Source organism: Paenibacillus contaminans (assembly GCF_003285015.1).
Lineage (GTDB): Bacteria > Bacillota > Bacilli > Paenibacillales > NBRC-103111 > Paenibacillus_V > Paenibacillus_V contaminans.
Genome location: NZ_QMFB01000033.1, coordinates 52,172 through 73,883, shown reverse-complemented (window position 1 = coordinate 73,883; position 21,712 = coordinate 52,172). Strand labels below are relative to the sequence as shown.

General features: G+C 55.5%; 18 protein-coding genes and 1 riboswitch. Of the genes, 6 read left to right on the top strand and 12 right to left on the bottom strand.

The genetic code is table 11. The annotated features are described in order from the left end of the window. The first annotated feature begins 10 nt into the window (after positions 1-10). On the top strand, positions 11-829 hold the full coding sequence (locus tag DQG23_RS34775) for a hypothetical protein (RefSeq protein WP_113035646.1): 819 nt from the start codon (positions 11-13) through the stop codon (positions 827-829). 550 nt (positions 830-1,379) lie between these two features. Next, a riboswitch (cyclic di-AMP (ydaO/yuaA leader) is annotated at positions 1,380-1,513 on the top strand. 3 nt (positions 1,514-1,516) lie between these two features. After that, positions 1,517-1,990 carry a C40 family peptidase gene (locus tag DQG23_RS34770; RefSeq protein ID WP_113035645.1) on the top strand — a complete coding sequence of 158 codons (474 nt, stop codon included), beginning with the start codon at positions 1,517-1,519 and terminating at the stop codon, positions 1,988-1,990. Between the two features lie 169 nt (positions 1,991-2,159). On the opposite strand, the gene DQG23_RS34765 is transcribed toward DQG23_RS34770, so the two are convergent. Next, positions 2,160-3,734 (bottom strand): FAD-dependent oxidoreductase, encoded by a 1,575-nt coding sequence (locus DQG23_RS34765; RefSeq protein ID WP_113035644.1) that lies wholly within the window; start codon positions 3,732-3,734, stop codon positions 2,160-2,162. 261 nt (positions 3,735-3,995) lie between these two features. On the opposite strand from DQG23_RS34765, the gene DQG23_RS34760 reads away from it, so the two are divergent. Together DQG23_RS34760 and DQG23_RS34755 are read left to right on the top strand one after the other, a co-directional pair. After that, entirely contained in the window at positions 3,996-5,054 is a 1,059-nt protein-coding gene (locus DQG23_RS34760; protein ID WP_113035643.1) for a LacI family DNA-binding transcriptional regulator, read from the top strand. Between the two features lie 148 nt (positions 5,055-5,202). Continuing rightward, positions 5,203-6,759: a DUF4127 family protein gene (locus DQG23_RS34755; protein ID WP_113035642.1), complete on the top strand. Its 1,557-nt coding sequence runs from the start codon at positions 5,203-5,205 to the stop codon at positions 6,757-6,759. A 250-nt stretch (positions 6,760-7,009) separates the two neighbouring features. Here DQG23_RS34755 and DQG23_RS34750 read toward each other — a convergent pair whose 3' ends face one another. The 10 genes from DQG23_RS34750 to DQG23_RS34705 all read right to left on the bottom strand — a co-directional run bounded on the left by DQG23_RS34750 (position 7,010) and on the right by DQG23_RS34705 (position 18,670). After that, complete coding sequence (locus DQG23_RS34750; RefSeq protein ID WP_113035641.1) at positions 7,010-8,686, bottom strand: alpha/beta fold hydrolase; 1,677 nt, start codon at positions 8,684-8,686, stop codon at positions 7,010-7,012. Positions 8,687-8,767: 81 nt separating this feature from the next. After that, positions 8,768-10,381: a response regulator gene (locus tag DQG23_RS34745; RefSeq protein ID WP_158560862.1), complete on the bottom strand. Its 1,614-nt coding sequence runs from the start codon at positions 10,379-10,381 to the stop codon at positions 8,768-8,770. After that, positions 10,362-12,200, bottom strand: a complete 1,839-nt coding sequence (locus DQG23_RS34740) for a cache domain-containing sensor histidine kinase (RefSeq protein ID WP_158560861.1) — start codon at positions 12,198-12,200, stop codon at positions 10,362-10,364. Before DQG23_RS34740 ends, DQG23_RS34745 begins: the two co-directional genes overlap by 20 nt. Positions 12,201-12,442: 242 nt before the next feature. Then, the gene (locus tag DQG23_RS34735; protein ID WP_113035638.1) at positions 12,443-13,297 is read right to left on the bottom strand and encodes a carbohydrate ABC transporter permease; all 855 of its coding nucleotides are present in this window, start codon (positions 13,295-13,297) and stop codon (positions 12,443-12,445) included. Next, positions 13,294-14,193 (bottom strand): carbohydrate ABC transporter permease, encoded by a 900-nt coding sequence (locus tag DQG23_RS34730; protein WP_113035637.1) that lies wholly within the window; start codon positions 14,191-14,193, stop codon positions 13,294-13,296. The genes DQG23_RS34735 and DQG23_RS34730 overlap by 4 nt, the downstream gene beginning before the upstream one ends. A gap of 53 nt (positions 14,194-14,246) precedes the next feature. Beyond that, positions 14,247-15,593, bottom strand: coding sequence for an ABC transporter substrate-binding protein (locus DQG23_RS34725; RefSeq protein ID WP_113035636.1), 1,347 nt, complete (start codon positions 15,591-15,593; stop codon positions 14,247-14,249). Between the two features lie 355 nt (positions 15,594-15,948). Further along, a complete protein-coding gene (locus DQG23_RS34720) occupies positions 15,949-16,380 on the bottom strand; it encodes a DUF350 domain-containing protein (RefSeq protein WP_113035635.1) in 432 nt (143 codons plus the stop codon). A 99-nt stretch (positions 16,381-16,479) separates the two neighbouring features. Further along, positions 16,480-17,718, bottom strand: a complete 1,239-nt coding sequence (locus tag DQG23_RS34715) for a glutathionylspermidine synthase family protein (RefSeq protein ID WP_113035634.1) — start codon at positions 17,716-17,718, stop codon at positions 16,480-16,482. A gap of 48 nt (positions 17,719-17,766) precedes the next feature. Further along, positions 17,767-18,216 (bottom strand): hypothetical protein, encoded by a 450-nt coding sequence (locus tag DQG23_RS42670; protein WP_192894671.1) that lies wholly within the window; start codon positions 18,214-18,216, stop codon positions 17,767-17,769. Continuing rightward, complete coding sequence (locus DQG23_RS34705; RefSeq protein WP_113035633.1) at positions 18,209-18,670, bottom strand: hypothetical protein; 462 nt, start codon at positions 18,668-18,670, stop codon at positions 18,209-18,211. Before DQG23_RS34705 ends, DQG23_RS42670 begins: the two co-directional genes overlap by 8 nt. Before the next feature lie 168 nt (positions 18,671-18,838). Here DQG23_RS34705 and DQG23_RS34700 point away from each other — a divergent pair, with 168 nt between their 5' ends. Continuing rightward, positions 18,839-19,312, top strand: coding sequence for a GNAT family N-acetyltransferase (locus DQG23_RS34700; protein ID WP_272949087.1), 474 nt, complete (start codon positions 18,839-18,841; stop codon positions 19,310-19,312). Positions 19,313-19,326: 14 nt separating this feature from the next. Here DQG23_RS34700 and DQG23_RS34695 read toward each other — a convergent pair whose 3' ends face one another. Then, a complete protein-coding gene (locus tag DQG23_RS34695) occupies positions 19,327-19,812 on the bottom strand; it encodes a hypothetical protein (RefSeq protein WP_113035631.1) in 486 nt (161 codons plus the stop codon). Between the two features lie 140 nt (positions 19,813-19,952). On the opposite strand from DQG23_RS34695, the gene DQG23_RS34690 reads away from it, so the two are divergent. Further along, entirely contained in the window at positions 19,953-20,474 is a 522-nt protein-coding gene (locus DQG23_RS34690) for a DUF1572 family protein (protein WP_113035630.1), read from the top strand. Positions 20,475-21,712 lie beyond the last annotated feature (1,238 nt).

Sequence of the window (21,712 nt, the reverse complement as noted above, 5' to 3'; positions counted from 1 at the left end):
GGTGGGTCGGATGATTCGATACGTGAAGGAAGGCTGGACGTCGGCCTGGAGGCAGCCTTTCGTCCTGCTGACGATGTTTGTATACCGGTTTGCCTGGGGTTTTGCGCTTTATTCCCTCTCCCGCTCCATCGTGCTGCCGCTCCTGCACCGCTACCCGGGCCAGTCGATCTCGGAAACGCAGGTCCAGTTGTTTTATGCGGAAGGACAGTTCCAGCTGCTCAAAACGAACGTCGCGGACAATTACCTCTGGCTGCTGCTCGTCCTGCTGCTTGCCCGCATGGCGCTCTCGCCGCTGCTGAACGCCGCCGTTTACTATTCGATCGCCCGTCCCGAGGAAAATGCAGGCTACCGTTTTTTCAAAGGCATCAAGAAGCTCGCTTTGCCGTTTATCGGTTACTACGCGCTGCGAATGGCGCTGACTCTCGCCCCGTTACCGCTGCTTCTGCCGAGGATCAAGAGCGTGCTGGCTAAAAGCATCAGCTATCAGGCGATGGGCATGGAGCTACTGCCTTATTTGATCGGCGCGCTCCTATACGGCGCCTTGCTCCATCTCGTGTTCGTTTATATCCAGTTAGGCCGGGCCGAGGAACGGCCGATGGGCGCATCGATCGGCATTTTGTTCCGCGCCTTCCTGACGATGCTGGGCGTAGCCCTCATCGTGTTTCTTACCGCCATACTCGTCTCGGGTATCGTCGTCTTCGCATCGCTTATGTGGGCGGGTCTCTGGGCACTCATCTTCTATCAATGCTACCGCTTCATGCAAACCATGTTCGATCTATGGGGAATTACATCCCAGCATCGCCTGTATGTGGAGAAAAGCGAGCCGTGAAACGCGGCTGTCGGCCGCTACTAGTATCGCAGCTTATCGGTTCCACGCCGGCTGACAAGCGTATAGTCCCTGCGAAGCCGGTACGCGCTCGACAAGGATTGAAAAATCGACGCTTATTACCGCTATAGCCGAATGACTTTTCAAGCACCGCTTAAGCGGTGTTTTTTTGTTGCTTATTGCCCGAATTCTTCTTGTTCATCACGCACTTCCGATCATTCAGGTTCGGTTCTTCCGCTAACTCCGTTATTCGCCGCTGACCCACTCTTCCTGCTAAGCCGCCGTTTCCACTGCTCCGCTCTTCTCGATAACCTCACTCTTCCGCCAACCGCCTCTCCCCCACTAACCCGTGCTTCACCCTAACCGTATTCTTCTCGCCATCCGCTTCTCCTCACTCCCCCGTTCACGCCGTCCCGCTCATCCCGCAATTTCATCTTGCCATTCGACAAAAGTCCCCGTTATCTTTAAAAACTCGAGAAATTCTTAAAGAATTTTTAAGAAACCGGCAGGATTTTCCCCTAAAACGACGAATCTATTACCTCGGCAAGAAAAAAAAGGAATGATGCCGAATTCCCTTATCGGGAAACGGGGGAACCACAAACGGGTGAATTGGTCTCGAAAGCAAGGGACCATAGGGATCCTTCAACCGAACCCTCAGCTAACCTCGTAGGCACGGAAGGAGTTTCGTTTTTGAAGAAGGCCGTCGTTTTTTTCGTAAGTATCGTAATGTTTTTAAGCTTTATGGCAAGCAGCGTTTCTGCGGAAACCCCGTTGAACGCAGCCGTCGATGAATTGATCGGAACCCCTTACAGGGATGGAGGAATGTCGGAAAAAGGGTTTGACTGCTCCGGCTTCACCAAATTTCTGTTCGACAAACTCGGCATCGAGCTGACACGCACCTCAAGATCGCAAAACACCGAGGGCTATTGGGTCGACAAGAGCGATCTCCGCGCAGGAGATCTGGTGTTCTTCAATACTAGCGGCAAAGGAATTTCCCATGTTGGCGTCTATCTCGGAGACGGCGTGTTCGCTCACTCCGCATCGGATGAAGGCGTCACGAAGTCGAAACTGTCCGAAAAGTATTACAAGGAGCGTTATGTTTCGGCACGCCGGGTCATGTGGGACGATATTTACAACCAACTGACCACGGAAAAATCAGAGTAATCGAAAGCTGAAATATAAGTACGTATAGAGAAAACCTGTACATATGCTTATATTTTGCGAAAAAACCTTCCGGAGGCTCCGGAAGGTTTTTTACTTTATTCAGAAAGATATCGCGGAAGCAACTAAACCGCTGATAGGCGTTTATCCTTGCTTTATGCCAGGCAGGTATTTATACGGCATGCATGATCGGCCAGTGCAGCTCGACGCCCTGCGTCGTAAGCAGCCGCTGAAAATCGGCGAGCAAAGCTGCGTCGTTGCGTACCTGCCGCGGCTCGACATGATTCAGCAGACAATATGCAGCCAGGTAACCGGCCGCTTCCCCGATGTTCCACTCCACCGGATGAAGCCTGTAACAGCCGTTCGTCAAATGCGTCGTCCCGATATTTTTGCAAGCCGGCAAAAGATTGTTCATCCGCACCGGAATTAGGCTGCCGAGCGGGATTTGGAACGGATAGGTGGAGCTGTCGATATACGTGCGCTGCCCGGTGCTCGGGTGCAGGTCCATCCGGTAGCAGCCGATGCCGATCGTATCATGGAACGGCATGGCGCCTTGATCGCCGCGGCAAGGAGCGGCAATATGCTGCTCGAGCACGGTAAATTCGGCGCGGATCCGGCGCGACTCTCGGATGTAGACGGCCTTCGCCAGTCCGTCCTCCGTCCCGACCACGTCCTTGCGAAGCCGTAATCCGGGGTAACCGAGCTTGCCGTCCGGACGCGGCGCTTCCGTCTGCATCCAGTAGAAGAACGAAAGACTAAGCTGTCTCGCCCCTTCGAGATGGCGCTGCCGCTCTTCTTCGCTGACGTCGATAACCGGCCCGAGCCAGTAATCGTGCATGATCCAGTTGACAAGCGTAATATCGCTGGCGTAAGTGCCCGGAGCGAAGTTCGATTTGTCTATGATGCGACGATACCGCCAAAAATCGGTCATGCCGTCCTGCGGCATGATCGAGTATAGCGTCGGTTCCAGCGAAATAAAGTGCGGAACGAGCATACCGAGCTGCTTGCCCGGCCAGAAGTCCGCTTGATAACTGCGCCAGAACTCGTAGTCCCGCGGCTTCTCGATGGTGTGGTCTTCTCCTTCAATATAATCCATTGCGAAGCAATGCGTGATCGCCTGCATATCCATCGGATCGGCATCGCCCGCAAGCGCATGCGGCTCGCCCGTCTCCCGCTGAGATTCCGACCCCGTTACATATTCCGTGCCCGTTAAAGGAAGCAAGTCGCCGCATTCCGTAGCGTCCAGGAAGTAAGGCGCCGTCAATACCGTTTCGCCGCCGATATCCGTATGGCGCACCGTAACGGAGCGAACGCGGTCGCCTTCCGTTTCGGCAGCTGTAGGCACGCAGTTCGTCAAAACGACAAGGCTGCCGTTATGAACGTACGGCGCCAGCATCTCCTGCAATACCGCCAGCGCAGTACGCGGCTCATGGCATATCCGGCTGACGTTCCCGTTGCCGGGGTTTAGATTCCGGTTTGCGCGAGCCTCCGGTGTAAGAGGCATATTCCGGCGGTAGTAATCGCGCACGCCGTCGCGAAATTGACGGTAGGTACGCGTACAGCCGAACTGCTCGATCCATTTGTGCTCGTCGGGCGGTACCGCTTGGCTGGTGAGCTGGCCGCCGATCCAATCCGTTTCTTCGGTCATGATAACCGTTTTGCCCATTCTTGCCGCAGCCAGCGCTGCCGCGCACCCTCCTGTGCCTCCGCCGATAATAACTACATCGCTATGCCGTTCCCGTTTCATCTGCCCTTCATCCCTTTCGCTTTCGGTTAGTGGTTAGTTACGGTAAGTTTCGTTTTACTTTCTTTCGACGCATAACGAATTGCCTTCATGCTGCATAACGTCCTTTGCATTGACATTCGTTTTTCCATCATTCTATAATCAAGTTACGCAACCTTTCTAGTTACGTTTTACATTCGTTTTTGCTTTTCTTAATTTCACTTTAAGTATGCCAAGGATAAACGAAGGCTGTAAAAATCACCATGTAAAGACGAGGAGATCGCAATGCCGCGAAAAAAATCGATCAAGCTGGACGATCTGGCGGAAGAGCTTGGATTAACGGCTCATACCGTATCCAAAGCGCTCAGAGGACTTCCGGGGATGTCCGAGGAAACGCGCCGGGCCGTTCGCGAGCATGCAGCCAAACGCGGATACTTTACCAAAGAGCAGAAGCAGGCCGCATCGCTCGAAGGCGTGCCGCTTTATGCCGGCAAGCCGTACCGGTTTCTTTTTGTCGTGCCGACGGAGCAGCTCAAGCAGTCCTATATTCATCATCTGCTGCTTCAGGGACTTCAAGAAAGACTGGCGGAAATCGGTCATACCGCGACAATGCTGTTTATGCCGGATAACGTGCAGACGGATCAGCAGTTCGCCGCTTGGATGGAGCAGCATGAGGTCTCGTATGCGGACGGCATCTTTATGACGCCGAATACGCCCCTTTTTGCCGAGCAAAAACTTCTAGAGCTCCCTATGCCGCGCATTCTGCTCAACTTCCCGCCGCCCGGCGCCCCTATCGACAGCATCGTATGGGACGTATACGACACTACCGTGCTGGCGGTCAATCATCTGCTGGCGAACGGGCACAAACGCATCATGTACATTGGCAACATTAAACAAACGCGGGGCTACAAGCTTCGATGGCAGGCGTTCGTCGACGCGATGGATCAGGCAGGACTCGCCGTCTCTCCGGACGACCATCTGTTGTTCGGAACCGTTCGCGCCGAAGAGCTTACCGCCATGTTTCTGGACAAACGTAAGCGGATGCTGCCCACCGCCCTGATTTGCGCAAGCGATCTCGACTTGTCCTGGCTGTATTATGCCTATGGCACGCTGCAGCAGCACATTCCGACCGATTGCTCGCTGATCAGCCTGGCCGCTTCGCCGCTGCCGTCCGACGTGACACGCCCTGCCTTCTTGATCAAAGAATGCGGCCACCGCGCGGCCGACCGGATGCTGTGGCGCATCGCCAATCCGCATGCCCCTTACGAGCAAGTCCGGCTGATCAGCCGTTTGCTGGAGGGCTCGACGGTCGCTTCGATCAAGCCTGCCGGCGAAGCCCGGTAACCCGTACCGGACGAATGTACGGAAGCATAACGTGAACGCACCGTAATGCTAATATGCCGACTGCGCAATTCGTCTCAGGCGTTTGCCTCAGGTTTAACGCCGCCGCACCCTAGAAAATCTTCCGAGAAACGAAAAGGAGCCTGACATCATGACAAGAATCGTATACTTGCCGCTCGACGAAAGACCCTGCAACCTGCAATACCCTCAGCATTTGGCCGACATGACGGACCTTGCGCTGATCGCGCCCGACATAAAGCTGCTAGGCGACAAAAAAAAGCCGGCCGATATTTCCGCTCTGCACGATTGGCTTCGCGACACTGCTGCCGAAGCGGAATATTTGATCGTTTCGATCGACATGCTCCTCTACGGAGGCATAGTCCCTTCCCGGCTGCATCAGCTATCGTTTGAGCAGTGCGCGGAGCGTCTCGACCTGCTTCGCTCCGTCAAAAAACGCAACCCTAACATCCGTATCCACGCGTTCAACCTCATCATGCGCGTTCCGAGCATGAGCACGAGCGAAGAAGAACCGGATTATTACGCCGATTACGGCTCCGATATTTTTAAATTCGGCTGGCTGACGGATAAGGCCGAACGCGGCGAGCTGACGGAAGAGGATCGGATCGAGCTTGATGCGGTGACCCGACATATTCCGGAGGACGTATTAAACGACTTCGTGGGACGCCGTGCGGTTAATGCGGAGGTAAACCGTCATGTCATCGCGCTGACCGAAGAGGGAATTATCGACAACCTCATCATTCCGCTGGACGACAACTCGCAATACGGCTTCTCTCCGAAGGAGCAGCGTGAGCTGATCGTGCGCGTACAAAAAGCGAATCTGTTCGACCGGGTCATGATCTATCCGGGAGCGGACGAAATCGGCTGCATTTTATTTGCTAGAGTGTTCGGGGAAGTCAAGGGGTACGTACCGGAAATATTCGTCCGCTACTCGTCCACGATCGGGCCGATGATGAAACCGAAATACGAGGACCGCAGCCTGCAGGAAAGCATCAAATCGCATATTACCGCGGCCGGCGGCGTTATGGCCGACAACTCCGTCGAAACCGATATCGTCTTGATGGTCAATGCGCCTCCAGCCGAACAACGTCTTATGGCTGAGCAGGGACCGTTCGAGAACCGCAGCCGGACATATTTTTCGGAAATTCACTATAGGGAATTCAGCGAGGCGATCAAGCATTATTTGCGTAAAGGCAAGCTCGTCGGACTTGGCGACGTCGCCATCTGCAACGGCTCCGATGTCGTGCTGATGAATTTGCTCGGCAAGCTCGGCCTGCTCGATCAATTGACTGCTTACGCAGGCTGGAATACGTCGGGCAACACGCTCGGCACCGTCATTTCGCATCTTATCGTCATTTCCTACTATGAGCGGCTCGCAAACGACGAGGCCCAAGCGAAAGCGCGCGCCGTCAGCCGCGCCTACTACTATAAGCGCCTGATCGAGGACTGGGGCTACATGTCGATCATCCGGCAGGAGACCGTTCGAGAAGTGCTGCCCGAGCTGGGCGCCAGCTATTATAACCTGTACCATGTCCGCGACGAGCTGTACCGCATTTTAACCGGGAAGCTGAACGCCTTTGCAGCCGAAAAAATCGGCAGCGTACGCGAAGGAAACGTTACGGTCGAAAACGTTTTTCTGCCATGGAAGCGCATGTTCGAGGTCGGGTTCGACGTCAAAATCGAGGGATAATTCCGCTGCGTATATGACGTATGGCTCCCCCAATCCGGGTATGAGATCGATCCGGCAGTCTGCGCCGACTTCGAATATTACCCCGAGCCGATTACGGACCGCGAGCATGCGCTCGTCGAAATTTATTTGCCTGTCGTGGCGAAGTCTTAATCGTTCGACAAGATGTTCCTCGATATACTTTCCAATAGTTTAAAAAAAGCCTAGCGGAGTTGGAATTCCGCTAGGCTTTTTTCCTTTTTCACGCGATCGTCTATTCGAGACTGCCGCCGGTAACCCACTTCGCGATGTCATCGATAATGGCCGGTGCAACGTTAGCCGGCTGGCCGTATTCGGCGCCGATCGAAACGCCTTCGTATACCGTCAGCACGTGGTTCACGCCCGGATACGACTTGAATTGAACGTCCTTCCGCTCCTGAAGCGTCTTCTTCCAACCGTCGAACTGCTTCATGGACACCTGCCAATCATTCTCACCCTGCATAATGAGCAGCGGAAGGTTTTGCTTCTTCGCCGTTTCAGCCGGCTGGTAGTTTTTCTGCTCGAACCACCAGTACGGCTGAGGCAGCGGGAAGTTAGCTGGGATATGGTCAACGGTATTTTGCGGATCGGCGACCATTTTGCCGATTTCAATCCATGCAGCGGCCGATTGCTCATAAGCGGCCGTCACTTCGGCGGGAAAACCCAAGCCTTTTACCCGCTCCACCACTTCCTGCTGCTGCTCGATCAGCGTCTCCGCCAAGCCCAAGCTCGGAGCCGATAGGATGACCGCCCCGGCGATGTCGCCAGCCTGATCTAGCCCGATCATTTTCGGCACCGCCATCCCGCCTTGGCTGTGGCCGGCTACATAGATGCGCGCAGGGTCGATTCCTTTCGTGCCCTTCAACAGCTCTACGGCCTCAAGCGCATCGTCGACCGTTTCCCGCTGCAGCGTCTGCTTCGGATCCAAGGCGAATTTCAAGTTATGCTCCTTCGTCACCTTCTCGTAGCGAAGAACGGCAATGTTCTGCGCAGCCAAGCCGACGGCCAAGTCCCGGAATGGCTTCACGCCGCCTATGGTTGAATCCCGGTCGTGCGGACCCGACCCATGAACGAGCACGACGACCGGGAAAGGCCCCTCACCGGCAGGCATCGTCAACGTTCCGGGCAGCGCGAAGGCGCCTTCGCCGATGACGACCTCTTGCTCCGTATATTTCGTGTCGTCGTCATAGGAAGGCTTTATGTAACCAACAGACGGCTGTGCAGGCGCCAAGCCGAAATCATCGACAAGTCCGGCCTTATCCAGCCGGATCGTCACTTCAACAGGGACGCTCGTCCCCTCGAAAATAAACGTAACGTTATCGTGTACCCCGTTCGATACGGCGTTTGCCGAAAGCATCTTCCCAAGCTCTCCGGCTTGCTGCCCGGCCATTTGCCATATTTGCTGCAAACCCGGCAGCGGTAAAGCGGCTTGCAGATTCGGGCTCAGCGATTTATGCGCGGCTGCAAATTCCCCGGCGTTCAGCTGCTCCAAAAAAGCGGCGGCCACTGCGGCAGTCCCGGTAAGAGCAGGCGTTTCGGCGCTAACCTCTTGATCGAGCCGCAGCTGACGGAGCAGCTCCATCGGAACTACCGTTTTCTCGTTGACAAGCTCGATCGTCTCCCCCAGCTCGATCGTTTTTCCGTTTAACTCCGCCTGGGCGCTGCCTATTTGCAAAATAAGCGTCATGCCTCCCCGCTTTACGGTTACGGTACGCGTACTATTTTCCCAGGTTACGACCGCGCCCGCCTTTTCGGCAATTTCACGGACCGGGACATACCCGGCGACGGCCGCTTCCGAAGCGGCAGCTGCCGTAACTGCAGCCTCTGCCGCAGCCGCGGTCCCGCTTACCGCCGGCATCGCTATAGCGGCGCTCAAGATAACGGCAGCTGCCGTTTGCTTTACATGTTTCATCCGGTTTCCACTCCCCTAATTTTCTTCTCGAAAGTAATACGAATGAGAAGCGGAAATCGTTCAGTTTTTTTGAAAAATTTTCTATTGGCGCTGCGAATGCGTATATTCGAGCGGACATACGCCGGTTGCGTTTTTGAACACGCGGCTAAAATACGCGGCGTCGGAATAGCCGACCTTCTCCGCGATTTCGTAGATCATGTACCGGTTCGCATTAAGCAGCTCCTTGGCCCTTTCGATGCGGTAGCTCGTCAAGTAGGCGATAAAGCTCGTGCCGGTTTCCCGCTTGAATAAATAGCTTAAATGATTGCGCGTCATGTGCAGCTGCCTTGCCAGCTCCGAGAACGAGAGCGGCTCCGCGAAACGGGATTCGATCTGCTCGATTAACTTACGGACGCAATCATGTGACGGACGCTGCTGCGATTCACGCTGACGAAACTGTTCGAGCAGCGCATTCAACTGATCCTCGACAAGCTGGACAACGGCTTCTTTGGAGCGGTGCTTGTATATGTCCTGAACGATGGGCAAAAAACGGTTCGCATTCTCGCGCTCCTCCTCCGCCAATTCCAGCGTCAGCCCGCTCATCAGCGAGATGGCGGCAATTTGCGCGACGCCTAGCGGCACCGATTCGCGCAGCAGCGCACCGCGCATTTCCCGCCACATCTCCGCCGTTTCGCCCCAGCCGCCCTGCCGGAAAGTTCCGCTCAGCAGCCGGATGGCTTTGAGCGGATCGTACGCCATAGAAGCGGCATAGTCGTTTTCCTCATCCGCCGACACGATTCTGTGGTATCCTTCGAAGTCGAGCGACCGAAGCATGTCGCAGCATTGCACATAAGAGGCGCGGTATTGCCCCGCCTTGCCGAACCACCCGCCGATGGCGACATTCAGCTCGATCCCGAGATGACGGGTGACGCTTTCGAGAACCGCCTCGGCCAGCCGCCGCGCTCTCAAGACGGCTTCGCCGGCATTCATGCTTATCACGAGAAGCGGAAGCCGGTCCTCTACGTAGCGGAGAAGAAAACAGCCGCCCGGTATGTCGTCCGCTGCCGCGATCGTCTCCGACACGATATTCGCGACCGAAAACTTGAACAGCTGCCAGTCCCGCTCGCTCGCGAATCTCGCGTCATCCGTCCGGTACAGCCCGATCGTCACGACGAGGCCGCCGGTCATCAGCTCGTCTTCGAGCTGATGGAAACGCAGCTGCTCCGCCGTCACGACGGCGCCGCCGGTAACGACGAGATCGAATAACAGCTGCTCGCGCAGCAGCGGTATCGAATGCTTCATCTGCCGGGAAAATTCGTCGGCGTATTGCTTCTGCTTCCGGACCGCTTCAAGATCGCCGATCACTTCGGCGAGCATCTCCTGAATTTCGGTGAACACCGCCGGCTTTAGAATATAGCGGGATACGCTCAGATGAACGGCCTCGCGCGCATATTCGAAATCGTCGTAGCCGCTTAAGATGACGATCGGGACATGCGGATCCTCCCGGCGAATCCGGGCGGACAGCTCAAGTCCGTTCATCTGCGGCATCGCCACATCCGTCAGCACGACGTCAGGCCGGTGGCTGCAGTACAATTGCCACGCCTCTTCCCCGTCCGCGGCTGTAAACACTCGGTCGATATGCAGCGCTTCCCAATCGATCATCTCGCGCAATCCATCGATGACATGCTCTTCATCGTCAACCAATAAGATGTTCATCCCGATCATCTCCCCGGTTTATATATCGTTCCAGCTCGTCCGTCGAATCGAAACGCGGCAGCGTAATTTCAACCCGTACGCCTGCGGTGCCGCAGCCGGTCAGTTGCACCGTGTATGCCTTTCCGAAATAGAGCTCGATCCGCTGTCTGACATTGCCGATGCCGTAACCGCTAGTCCCGTCCGCGTTCGGAGAGCCGTACTCCGATCCCTTCCCATTCCAGTCGGCCGGGAGCCCGTAGCCGTTGTCTTCGATAATCAGGCACAAGACCGACTCGCCCCGCAGCTCGGCCGACACTTTCACGACTCCTTGCCGCTCCAGCTGTTTGGGAAATCCGTGAATGATCGCATTTTCGATAAAGGGCTGAAGAATAAGCTTCGGCACGTACAGTTCTTTCAGAGCAGGCTCCGCATAAGACTCATACGTAAACCGGTCCTTGAAACGGGCCTGCTGAATTTGCGCATAAAGCAAGCCGTGCTCCAGCTCATCGCCAAGCTTGATGAACGTTTTCCCTTTGCTGAGGCTGATTCGGAACAGCTTTGCCAGCTTCGACGCCATCTGGCTGACGTCGTGGGCCCCTTTGCGCGCTGCCATCCAATTGATCATATCGAGCGTATTGTATAAAAAATGCGGATTGATCTGGCTTTGCAGGGCGGCATATTCGGCCTGCCGCTTGGCCCGGTGCTCCTCCCGCAGCTGGGCGAGCAGCTCCTTCAGCTGCGCAGCCATCCGGTTGAAGCTCTGCGACAATTGATTGAATTCGACGATCGGATTTTGCTCCGCCGCTTGCGTGTTGAAATTGCCGCCCTGAATTTGCTTGAAGCCTGCCAGCAGCTCGGGAATCGGCCGAATAATGCGTTTGGACAAATAAGATGCGGCCGGGAACGACAGCAAAATGCCGAGCAAGCCGATCGCAAGCACGATATTCCGAATCGTTCGAACGCCCCGATATAGTTCGTCGGCGGGAATCATTTCCAAAATACGCCACTGAGCATGATTCGGGGCGGAGAAGAGAATGAGGCTCGAGGTTCCCCCGATTTTGGCGGACTTGTAGCCTTCATCCTGCAGGAGCAGCAGCTCGGTCAGCCATTTCGGTCTCGCCGTCGGGTCGAAGCCGCCGTCGTTGCTCGACCCGCTCTGCGAGATCAACCGGCCGCCGCTGTCGAGCAGTACGATCGTGCCCGCCTGACGCTTGCGGTCTTTGAATAAATCGAATACCGTCTCTTCCGCGACATGTATCGCCAAATAACCGCCGACGCCGCCTTTATCCGTAAATATTTTGCTGATATAGGTGACGACCGGCTTTGGATTGTATTGCACGTTCGGTTCCATATGCGACTTCACCCAGAGCGCGTCCGACTGATCGAGCCGGTCCTTGTCTTCCAGCCAAGACATGAGCGATAATGGCAAATTATGCTCCGACGACATTCCGGCCAGTTCGTCGAACCGGTCGCTGTAAATTTGAATGCTTTTGATGGAAGCCTTGGCGAACCAGAATCGGTCGACGATTTGGTTGACTTCTTTCCGTATCGTAATGTTGTCGTATGGGTCCGCCGGTTTATTCGAGAAGGCCTCGATTATTTTCGGATGCGTCGAAATGGAAAGGGCGGTTTCCTCCACTTCCCGGAAGCGGGCGGTCAGCTGCTTCTGCATTTCCGCTATGAGCTGCAGCCGTGTCTCGCTCGTCTGCTCCGTAATGACGCGGGAAACGCCGAAATAAATGATCGCCGTCGTTATAAGCAGCATCGCTCCGGTAAACAGCACGAATGCAAGAAGAAGCAGCGGCTGCAGCCGCCACTTCCCCGTCCTTTCCATTCGCATCGCAATCAGCCTCCTATGAGGGCAAAGTCTATTCCCTGGGGAAAAAGTCCGGCCGGCCGGCATGTTCCCGCTCCTGTTTTTTCGTACCGGTTGCCGTCCGGCCCGGGAGTACGGCGGGCGCACGTTACCGGCGCTTCATCTTCTGCAGAGCGGCTTGCCGTCCGCTCCGGAATTCCAGAGGACACTTTGCGAGACGCAGAATGTCCTCGTTTTCAGCCGAATCCGTTCAGCCCCACGTCACGTCAGCCCTTCAACCCGCTTGTGGCGATGCCCTGAACGAAATACTTTTGACACGTCATAAAAATGACAAAGCTTGGAAGCAGAGAAAGCACAGACATCGCAAGCATCGGTCCCCATTCGTTTTTGCCGCTGCCGTCAAGGAACAGTCTTAACCCGAGCGGAGCCGTATATTTCTTCACATCATTAATGTATATCAGTTGCCCGAAAAAATCATCCCATGTCCAAATAAAGCTGAATATGGCCGTTGTAATCAGCGCCGGACCGCACAAAGGCATGACGATGCGCCAATAAATTTGAAAGGTGCCGCAGCCGTCGATCGTAGCCGCTTCGTCAAGCTCCCGCGGAATACCGCGGATGAACTGGACGAGCAGGAAGATGAAGAACGGCGTACCGCCGAGAAAATGCGGGACGGTCAGCGGCAAATACGTGTTGATCCAATCCAGCTTGTGAAACAGCGCATATTGCGGAATGAGCGTCACCTGTCCCGGCAGCATCATCGTCATCAGCATGACGCCGAACCATAACGACTTAAGCTTGAACCTCAGCCGGGCAAAAGCGAATGCGACAAGCGATGCGGAGACGATGTTGCCGATAACGACGAGCAGACTGATCAGCGACGAATTGGCGAGGAACGTGCCGAAGTTCATTTTGGGGACGCCGAACCAGCCCGTCTTGTAATTGGCAAACAGCCATTGCTTCGGAAGCAGCGCCTCGGAAGAGAAAATTTCCGCCGTCGGCTTGAACGAGCTGAATACCATCCACAACACCGGATATATCATGACGAGGCAGGAAAGCGCCAGAACGATGTGCAGCAGCACGCGCTTCATCCGTCTTCCGCCTATTGTCAAAGCCGTCATCCGTTCCCCTCCTCCGATTCATAATGCACCCACATCTTCGAGGAGCGGAAAATAAGCACCGTCATGGCCCCGACCAGCACCAGCAATATCCATGCGAGCGCCGAAGCGTAGCCCATTTTAAAATAAGTGAACCCTTTCTCGTACAAGTAGATGGAATAGAACAGCGTCGAGTCGAGCGGACCGTTCTTGGAAATGATGAACCCTTGCGTAAAAACCATAAACCCGCCGATCGTCTGCATGACGAGATTGAAAAAGATGACCGGCGACAGCATCGGCACCGTAATTTTTATGAATTGCTGAAATTTGCCCGCCCCGTCGATCGCGGAAGCTTCGTACAAGTGCTGCGGAATTTGCTTCAGTCCCGCCAGGAAAATGACCATCGAAGAGCCGAATTGCCAAACCGCGAGTATGATGAGCGGGTAGATGGCATAATCCGGATCGCCGAGCCAAATCGGTCCCGAAATGCCGAACAAATCGGACAGCAGCTTGTTAACGGTGCCGAGATCGCCGAAAATTTGCCGCCACATGACGGCGATTGCCACGCTGCCGCCAAGCAGCGACGGCAAATAATAGACGCTGCGGTACAAGCCGATCGCCCGGATGCCGCGGTTCAGCAGCATCGCGACGAGCAGAGCGAACAGCAGCTTGCACGGAACCGAAACGATAACGAAGAAAAAAGTAACCTTCAACGATTGGTAAAACCGACTGTCCTCTAAAAAGATTTCTTTATAATTTTGCAAGCCGATCCACTGCGGATCCGTCAGCAGATCGAACTTCGTCATGGACAAATACAAGGAGCTGGCGACCGGGCCGATCGTAAACAGCAGCAGCCCGGCCAGCCAAGGCAGCATGAACAAATAAGCAGTGGCGTTCCTCCGAAACGTACTCGCGCGCATACGCACCTCCATTTCCCGATAAACCCGTTATCGATGCCGCGATTGGGACGCCGTTATTTCGCTTTTTCCAATATGTCGTTCGCCTTCTTGATAAAGTCTTGCGCGGCTTGCTCCGGCGTTTTCTTGTCGAACTGCATTTCCTGGGTAACGGACACCAGCAAATTACGTACCTCGGCGGCCCCTTTCGGCTCGATGACGTCCGCAGGCACGGCGATTTTCGTTATTTTATCGATATAGGCGATTTGCTTCTTGTCCGTTTCGCTCAGCTGCGGTTTGATCGCATCGCGGATTTTGGAGGAAATCGGGACGCCGCGGTTTACACCCTGTATTTTGCCGGCTTCGACATCGTTGGTCAAAAAGTCGATCAGCATCGCCGCCTCCTTCGTATGCTTGCTCTTGCTGTAAACGGACCAATACATCGACGGAATCAAATAGTTGGCTTCCTTCCCGTCCGGCTGCCTCGGCGTGAGCGCCAATTCAAGCGGCCGGTTCGCCATCCCGAAATAAGAGACGTACTGGTTCATCGAGAACATCGTGAATGGGGTTTTGCCGGTCACGATCGGCGATTTTTCGATCGTCCCTCCCGCGAACGAAGCGGTCAACGCGCCCGATGCTACGGTACCCGCCTTGCGCAATTTCGTCCAGTAATTGAAATATTCGGTCAGCGCCTGCTCGGTAAATCCGAGTTTATTGCCGCTGAAGAAGGCCATCCCTTTCTGCCTGACGTACAAATTCAAAATGTCGATATTGCCGCTCTCGTCCATCAGCACGATGCCTTCTCGGCCGAGCTTGTCCTTGATCTGCTGGCCCATCTTCTCGTAATCGTCCCATGTCGGCTGCTCGGGCAGCTTTATGTTCGCCTTCTCCAGCATCGCGGGATCGTACAGCATCGCGTATGAGCTTATTCCGGCCGGTACCGCGTACAGCTTGCCGTTCAGCTTGCCGGTGCTCAGCGTACTATCCTCGATGCCGTCGAAGCCGATGCCTTGGCCGGTCAGGTCAAGCATCGCCTGCCGGTTCACATAATCGCTCAAATACGCATAGGACATCTGGATGACGTCCGGAGCGTTGCCGCCGCTGATCTGCACGGACAATTTGTCCCAGTATCCGTCCCATCCGGTAAACTCGGGCGTCACTTTAATGTTCGGATATTTTTTCTGAAACAGATCGAGCACCTTGAGCGTCATATCATGCCGGTCCTGGCTGCCCCACCAAAGGATCCGCAGCTCCGTCTGCTCGGTTTTCCCGCCGTCCTTCGCCTCCGGACTTGCCCCGCCCTTATTGTCCGCAGACGCTCCCGGCACTGCACTTGCATCCGGCGACGCCCCTCCTGAGCAGCCGGCAAAAACGACAGCCATAAGCGACAAGCTTAACGCCAGCAGCTTGTTTCGTTTACTCATGCTTACACTCTCCTCTTTTTGATATTGCGGCAGTCCCCTCGTGTATCGCACAGAAATCCGGAACCGCTTTCATAGGACTATCGTATAGCCGATGAGCTGCGAATGGAATGTAGAAATGTACGGACCGTTTGCAGAAACGTAAGAATCTATCTCCAAGGCCGTACAGCCAAGCAAAAGGCAAAGACACGGAAAAGCATACGGCTGATAGCCGGTTATGCAGCCCGTTATCATGCGCCGGAGCCGGACGATTCTGGAACGAAAAAAACCTAGGGGAATCCCGCTAGGTCCGTTACGTATAGCTTTTTGAGCTGCTGCCGGTTCGTCCATCGCCCCGGACAGCAGCCCTTGCATTCGATTAGTAGCTGATCAGCGCCGCCATCAGAAGACCCGTAGCTATGCTCAGTCTTGACGTAAAAATGCCCACCGAAACGTTGCCGGCCGGAATTTCCTTAATGACCTTGAACGGCGTGACGAGCTCGAACAAATAAAAAACGATGACCTGGAAAGCCGTCCCCAGCAATCCCCATATGATAAGATCGACAATGCCGAGCGAGTGATACACCGCTGAAGCAAGCACGAGCGACAAACCGATTATTTTGCCGCCCAAGTCGTTGGCTACCGCTTTGGCTGCCATCACTTTTTGCTGATCGGCGCCGTTCGCCCCTTCGCGAATAATTTGGAACTCCTTGTACGGGGTCGTTACCATGAACATCAAAAATCCGAACCCGAGCAGCGGTACCGTCACCCCCAAATAAATGAGAAAATTCGCGATATTATCCCATTGCATAAACTTGCCTGCCTCCCTAAATTGTTTTGGTGACACAAAGGTAACTGTAACGGCTCAACATGCATTGGCCGAATTAAAAATGAGGATACGCCTCGATCGCTACCCTTCCACGGCAACCGGCAAATAACACGATAAATTGCCCGTAATGGCTCCGCCGATGCGGGCGACCACTGCGGACGGCTTGCCGCCGATCAGAAACTGCCCCCACAGCAGTTTTCCTTCAAAGGGGCCGTTCATCGTTTCCACGCGCAGCGTCTCCAGCTCCGCCAGCTCCTGATAGACCATCGGCTGCTCCCAGTAAAATTCTTCGCCGTCCTGCGCGATCGTCTCTCCTTCCGCTCCGAACAACGTGACGCCGCCGCCTTCGCGGCCGAGAATCGGTTTGCTGACATAGGCGCATTTGCCCTGAAACCGGTTCTCCATATAGGTTGGCAGCATATATTTCTCGATCGCCTCGTGCTCCGTCTCGGTAAAAAACTGCCCTTCCTCGTGCAGCGTCCAGATGAGCGCCTGCAGCGACTTGGGCTGAGCCAAAAAAGCCGCGGGCGGATTGATCGTCGCCAGCCTTCCGCGGGCGATCAGATCGAGCGCATGCGCTCCTGTCGGATAGCCGTCGGTATCGGCATCCTCCGCCAGCTTCTCGATCGCATGCAGACGGTACAACACGTCGATCGGCTCATGACGGCCGTCTTCGGTCAATACGTGCAGCCGGTCTTCGTAGACGCGCAGCTCCGAAAGCGGCACGAATGCCGCCGGCCGGCCGTACCTTTCGAGCAAATAACGGGTCGTCAACGCGTCCTCTTCGTGCCAGCCGAGCGCGCTGAACACGACGCGCTCCGTCGGATAGCCGGCTTCGCCGTAAGCGTCCACAGCTTGCTGCAGCGCCAGGCACAGATGATCGGCCATCCCTTCGTTCGGATCGCGAAGGCCATAATAACGGCAAGCCTCGCCGTTTACATAGTAGGCTTCGACGATTCCGGTCGGCGTATCGCTGTTGAATTCGAGCATTTTGACGCCGTTCTTCGTATATGCGAAATCGAACCGCCCGATGACCGTCGGCCATTCCGGCAGAACGGTCAGCCTTACCGCGGCGAGCGCCGCTTCCGGTACGCCGAGCTCGAGCAAAAATTCGTCGTCGCCTTGCCGCACGATTTCGACTGCTTTTCGAAACACTTCGCCCAGCCGTTCGGCCGCTTCGGCCATCTCTGTCAGCTTGCCGGCGGACACACGGTGCACATCTGCGAGCGCATATTCTTCTTCATACATATAATCCCATGTAAAAATGCCTTTTTCGCGGATACTGCTATATAACTGCGCGCGCCGCTGCGTGTAATCCATGCTTCCCCTCCTCCAAGCCTTGGCCCTACCCGAAATTCGCGCTTCCGACTAGCTGCTGCTCGATTTGCTCGAGCTGCCTATGCCGCCTTTGGAGCCCGATGAGACGCTGTTAGAGCTGCCGCCTTTCGTCGTAAAGCTGCCGCTGCCTTGCGAGGTCGTAACCGAGCTGTTCGAGCCCGATGTCGAGCTGCCGCCGGTGCCGGAGTTCGTTCCGCTCGAGGTCACGCCGTTCCCGCCGGTAACCGTTCCCGAAGGCTTGCTGCCCCGGACATAATAATAATGACCGCCGGAATATCCGGCGCTTCGGCCTACAGAGCTGCCGTCGTCGTCGCAATAGCCGTCCTTGTTGTCGTCGTAGCATTTGGACTTGTTGTCCGAGCAGCCGACGGAACCTACCGCAAGCGCCGTCGTCAGAAACATGGCCGCAAGCAGCTTCGTTTTATTGGCGGCGGGGCTTGTGCCGGCCGCAATTCGTCTATTTTCAGCTTGTTCAGCCAATGTCGTTCACCTCCCGCACATACACCACGTACCGTTTGCGGTCCTCGTCAATTTCGGTCGACGATTTCTCCCATTCCTTCCCATCGGCATATACATAATGGCTGTTGATTTGCAGCAGCGCCTCTCTCTCGTCCTCAAAATCGCGGATGTCGAGCACGGGGTAATGAATCGCCTCGTTCGTATACTTTCGAAGCTCCACGCGGACTCCGCGCCAATCCGGGCGCTGCACTTGAACCGCTTCGTATGCGTGTTCTTCCTCCGCCTTTTTCACATAGATCACATACAAGTCCCGCTTCTCCATCGAACAGGACGTTTTCTCATACACCGTCTGTTCTTTCACGAAATAATCGCAAGAAAACCGCAGCGCGATCTCGCCGAGACCGATACGGGCATATTCATACAATAAAGGCATTTGTTGCTCCTCATCCAGTAAACGATATTCCAAGCTTGCCATGACAGCAATTCCCTCCCGGACATTAAGTATGACACTTTATACGAACGGAACGGCGATAAGTTCCTTTTCTTAGGAAAGCATTTTTTTGGAAAACCGGCAAGCGCCGGATCGGTTACGTTATAATAGAACTGAAGACAAAATGGAACAGAGAGAGGAGGCGATCTTCCGGTGCAGCTTCGAATAAGGGAGATGACCGAAACGGACGGCCGCGCCATTTGCGAATGGCGGTACGAGCCCCCGTACGACATTTATACATCCGAGCCTTGGGAGACGATGGCTGCCCGAGCGTTTGAATTCGCGGATCCGGACATCCGGAAGGCGCAATATGCATCGGTGGAGGACGAAGGCGGAGAATTGATCGGCTTTGCGCAATTTTTTCCGATTGTGGGCGTTACGCGTATCGGTCTCGGACTGCGCCCTGATCGCTGCGGGCAAGGGTATGGCTTGCCGTTCGTGAAAGCGATCGTCGCGGAAGCGAAGCGCAGAGCGCCGGACGACGAAATCGATCTGGAAGTGCTGGTTTGGAACGGCCGCGCCCGCAAGGTATACGAAAAAGCCGGCTTCCGCCTGACCGATACTTATGTCAGGAATACGCCGACAGGCTTGGCAGAATTCCACTGCATGGTGTACGAAGGAGAGTAACAGCCCGCTTTTGCTTACTCCGCAACATCGAGACGGGCGCTTTTCGTCCTAAACGGGTTCAGCTTCCATTGCGCCAGCAGCCTGACGACTACCGGCGCCTGCGCCGCCAGCACCATCGTCAACATAAGTCCGAGCAAGGAGCCGCATACGGACAGCGGGATGGACCATATATCGGCCGGATTCGCGAAGAACGGCACGAACGACACGGCCACGACCGGCGCCGCATTCAAACGCAGCTTCTGGATGAACATGACGGCCATTAAAGCGGTGACGAAGAAGGACAACATACCGGAAGACAGCGCGTAAAGGAGGCTTCCGACAGTGACGGCCAGAACGGCGGCCGAAACGATTTTGAACATTTCCTTGACGGAGCGAACCAGAAACAAGAAACCGAACGCCCCAAGCGTCGGATAAAAAACCATGCGAAGCTCATCCATTTGATGCGACAGACCATACAATGAAGCCAAATAAAGGCATAAAACGATTGAACGAAAGACCATGGGTTGCTTCCTTTTCATATAAACGTAGTCGGGATTTCTTTGAAACGGTTTAATTTTACGACGGTGGTTCTGATCGGTCAATGTTTTTTTACCTTGAACGGCATGAATCGCCGATCGCATTCGAAGGAGCGTGAATACGCATGAGCGCAAACGGACAGCAGACTTTTGCATCTCTCTATTTGCAGCAAGTACTCAGCGATTTTGAAGGAATTAAAAAGCTGGGCGATAAAGCCATGGCGCAGCTGAACGATGAAACGATCAATTATACGCCCGATGCGGAGTCGAACAGCATTGCGATTATCGTCAAGCACATGCATGGGAATATGTTGTCGAGATGGACCGATTTTCTGACGACGGACGGCGAAAAGCCGAACCGGCAGCGGGACGAGGAATTCGAAGGCGGGCTGCCTAGCCTTGCGGAGCTTCTGCGGCTGTGGGAGGAAGGCTGGGGGCTGGTGTTGTCGACGATCGAAGGCTTAACGGAGGCGGACGTGCTGCGCACGGTCACGATTCGCGGCGAGCCGCATTCGGTCTTGCAGGCGATTCAGCGGCAGATCAGCCATTACGGTTATCATGTCGGGCAAATCGTCTATGCGGCCAAGCTGATTCGCAGCAGCGAGTGGAACACGCTCAGCATTCCAAAAAGAAAGCCGTCGGTTTAAACGGCCCTACTGCGCATGTATCGCAGCCGGCAAGGCCGGTAGTGTTGCCGAACTGGCAAATACATGAGGATGCGGTCTGACCGATAGCGCGCAGCGACGCAAGGCGCGCCCGGAGAAGCGCGCCTTGCGTTAATCGGTGGCACCGACGGTGAAGTGCGCCCTTACGTCAAGCTGATCGTGACGTCGGCGGCAAAGCGCACCCTTACGTCAAGCTGATCGTGACGTCGGCGGCGATGCGCACCCTTACGTCAAGCTGAACATGACGTCGACGGCGATGCGCACCCTTACGTCAAGCTGAACGTGACGTCGACGGCGATGCGCACCCTTACGTCAAGCTGAACGTGACGTCGACGGCGATGCTTACCCTTACGTCAAGCTGAACGTGACGTCGACGACGAAGCGCACCCTTACGTCAAGCTGAACGTGACGTCGACGGCGATGCGCACCCTTACGTCAAGCTGAACGTGACGTCGACGGCGATGCGCACCCTTACGTCAAGCTGAACGTGACGTCGACGGCGATGCGCACCCTTACGTCAAGCTGAACGTGACGTCGACGGCGATGCGCACCCTTACGTCAAGCTGAACGTGACGTCGACGGCGATGCGCACCCTTACGTCAAGCTGAACGTGACGTCGACGGCGATGCGCACCCTTACGTCAAGCTGAACGTGACGTCGACGGCGATGCGCACCCTTACGTCAAGCTGAACGTGACGTCGACGGCGATGCGCACCCTTACGTCAAGCTGAACGTGACGTCGACGGCGATGCGCACCCTTACGTCAAGCTGAACGTGACGTCGACGGCGATGCGCACCCTTACGTCAAGCTGAACGTGACGTCGACGGCGATGCGCACCCTTACGTCAAGCTGAACGTGACGTCGACGGCGATGCGCACCCTTACGTCAAGCTGAACGTGACGTCGACGGCGATGCGCACCCTTACGTCAAGCTGAACGTGACGTCGACGGCGATGCGCACCCTTACGTCAAGCTGAACGTGACGTCGACGGCGATGCGCACCCTTACGTCAAGCTGAACGTGACGTCGACGGCGATGCGCACCCTTACGTCAAGCTGAACGTGACGTCGACGGCGATGCGCACCCTTACGTCAAGCTGAACGTGACGTCGACGGCGATGCGCACCCTTACGTCAAGCTGAACGTGACGTCGACGGCGATGCGCACCCTGCTTCAACCGGAAAGCGGCAGCGACGGAGAAACATGCCTTGCGTCAAGCGG

What these genes read in the sequence shown, in the direction of transcription:
- DQG23_RS34705 (WP_113035633.1), bottom strand. Translation starts at nt 18,670, where the DNA reads ATGGCAAGCTTGGAATATCGTTTACTGGATGAGGAGCAACAAATGCCT.
- DQG23_RS34735 (WP_113035638.1), bottom strand. Translation starts at nt 13,297, where the DNA reads ATGACGGCTTTGACAATAGGCGGAAGACGGATGAAGCGCGTGCTGCTG.
- DQG23_RS34730 (WP_113035637.1), bottom strand. Translation starts at nt 14,193, where the DNA reads ATGCGCGCGAGTACGTTTCGGAGGAACGCCACTGCTTATTTGTTCATG.
- DQG23_RS34690 (WP_113035630.1), top strand. Translation starts at nt 19,953, where the DNA reads ATGAGCGCAAACGGACAGCAGACTTTTGCATCTCTCTATTTGCAGCAA.
- DQG23_RS34720 (WP_113035635.1), bottom strand. Translation starts at nt 16,380, where the DNA reads ATGCAATGGGATAATATCGCGAATTTTCTCATTTATTTGGGGGTGACG.
- DQG23_RS34755 (WP_113035642.1), top strand. Translation starts at nt 5,203, where the DNA reads ATGACAAGAATCGTATACTTGCCGCTCGACGAAAGACCCTGCAACCTG.
- DQG23_RS34765 (WP_113035644.1), bottom strand. Translation starts at nt 3,734, where the DNA reads ATGAAACGGGAACGGCATAGCGATGTAGTTATTATCGGCGGAGGCACA.
- DQG23_RS34715 (WP_113035634.1), bottom strand. Translation starts at nt 17,718, where the DNA reads ATGGATTACACGCAGCGGCGCGCGCAGTTATATAGCAGTATCCGCGAA.
- DQG23_RS34750 (WP_113035641.1), bottom strand. Translation starts at nt 8,686, where the DNA reads ATGAAACATGTAAAGCAAACGGCAGCTGCCGTTATCTTGAGCGCCGCT.
- DQG23_RS34740 (WP_158560861.1), bottom strand. Translation starts at nt 12,200, where the DNA reads ATGCGAATGGAAAGGACGGGGAAGTGGCGGCTGCAGCCGCTGCTTCTT.
- DQG23_RS34725 (WP_113035636.1), bottom strand. Translation starts at nt 15,593, where the DNA reads ATGAGTAAACGAAACAAGCTGCTGGCGTTAAGCTTGTCGCTTATGGCT.
- DQG23_RS34760 (WP_113035643.1), top strand. Translation starts at nt 3,996, where the DNA reads ATGCCGCGAAAAAAATCGATCAAGCTGGACGATCTGGCGGAAGAGCTT.
- DQG23_RS34695 (WP_113035631.1), bottom strand. Translation starts at nt 19,812, where the DNA reads ATGGTCTTTCGTTCAATCGTTTTATGCCTTTATTTGGCTTCATTGTAT.
- DQG23_RS34775 (WP_113035646.1), top strand. Translation starts at nt 11, where the DNA reads ATGATTCGATACGTGAAGGAAGGCTGGACGTCGGCCTGGAGGCAGCCT.
- DQG23_RS34745 (WP_158560862.1), bottom strand. Translation starts at nt 10,381, where the DNA reads ATGAACATCTTATTGGTTGACGATGAAGAGCATGTCATCGATGGATTG.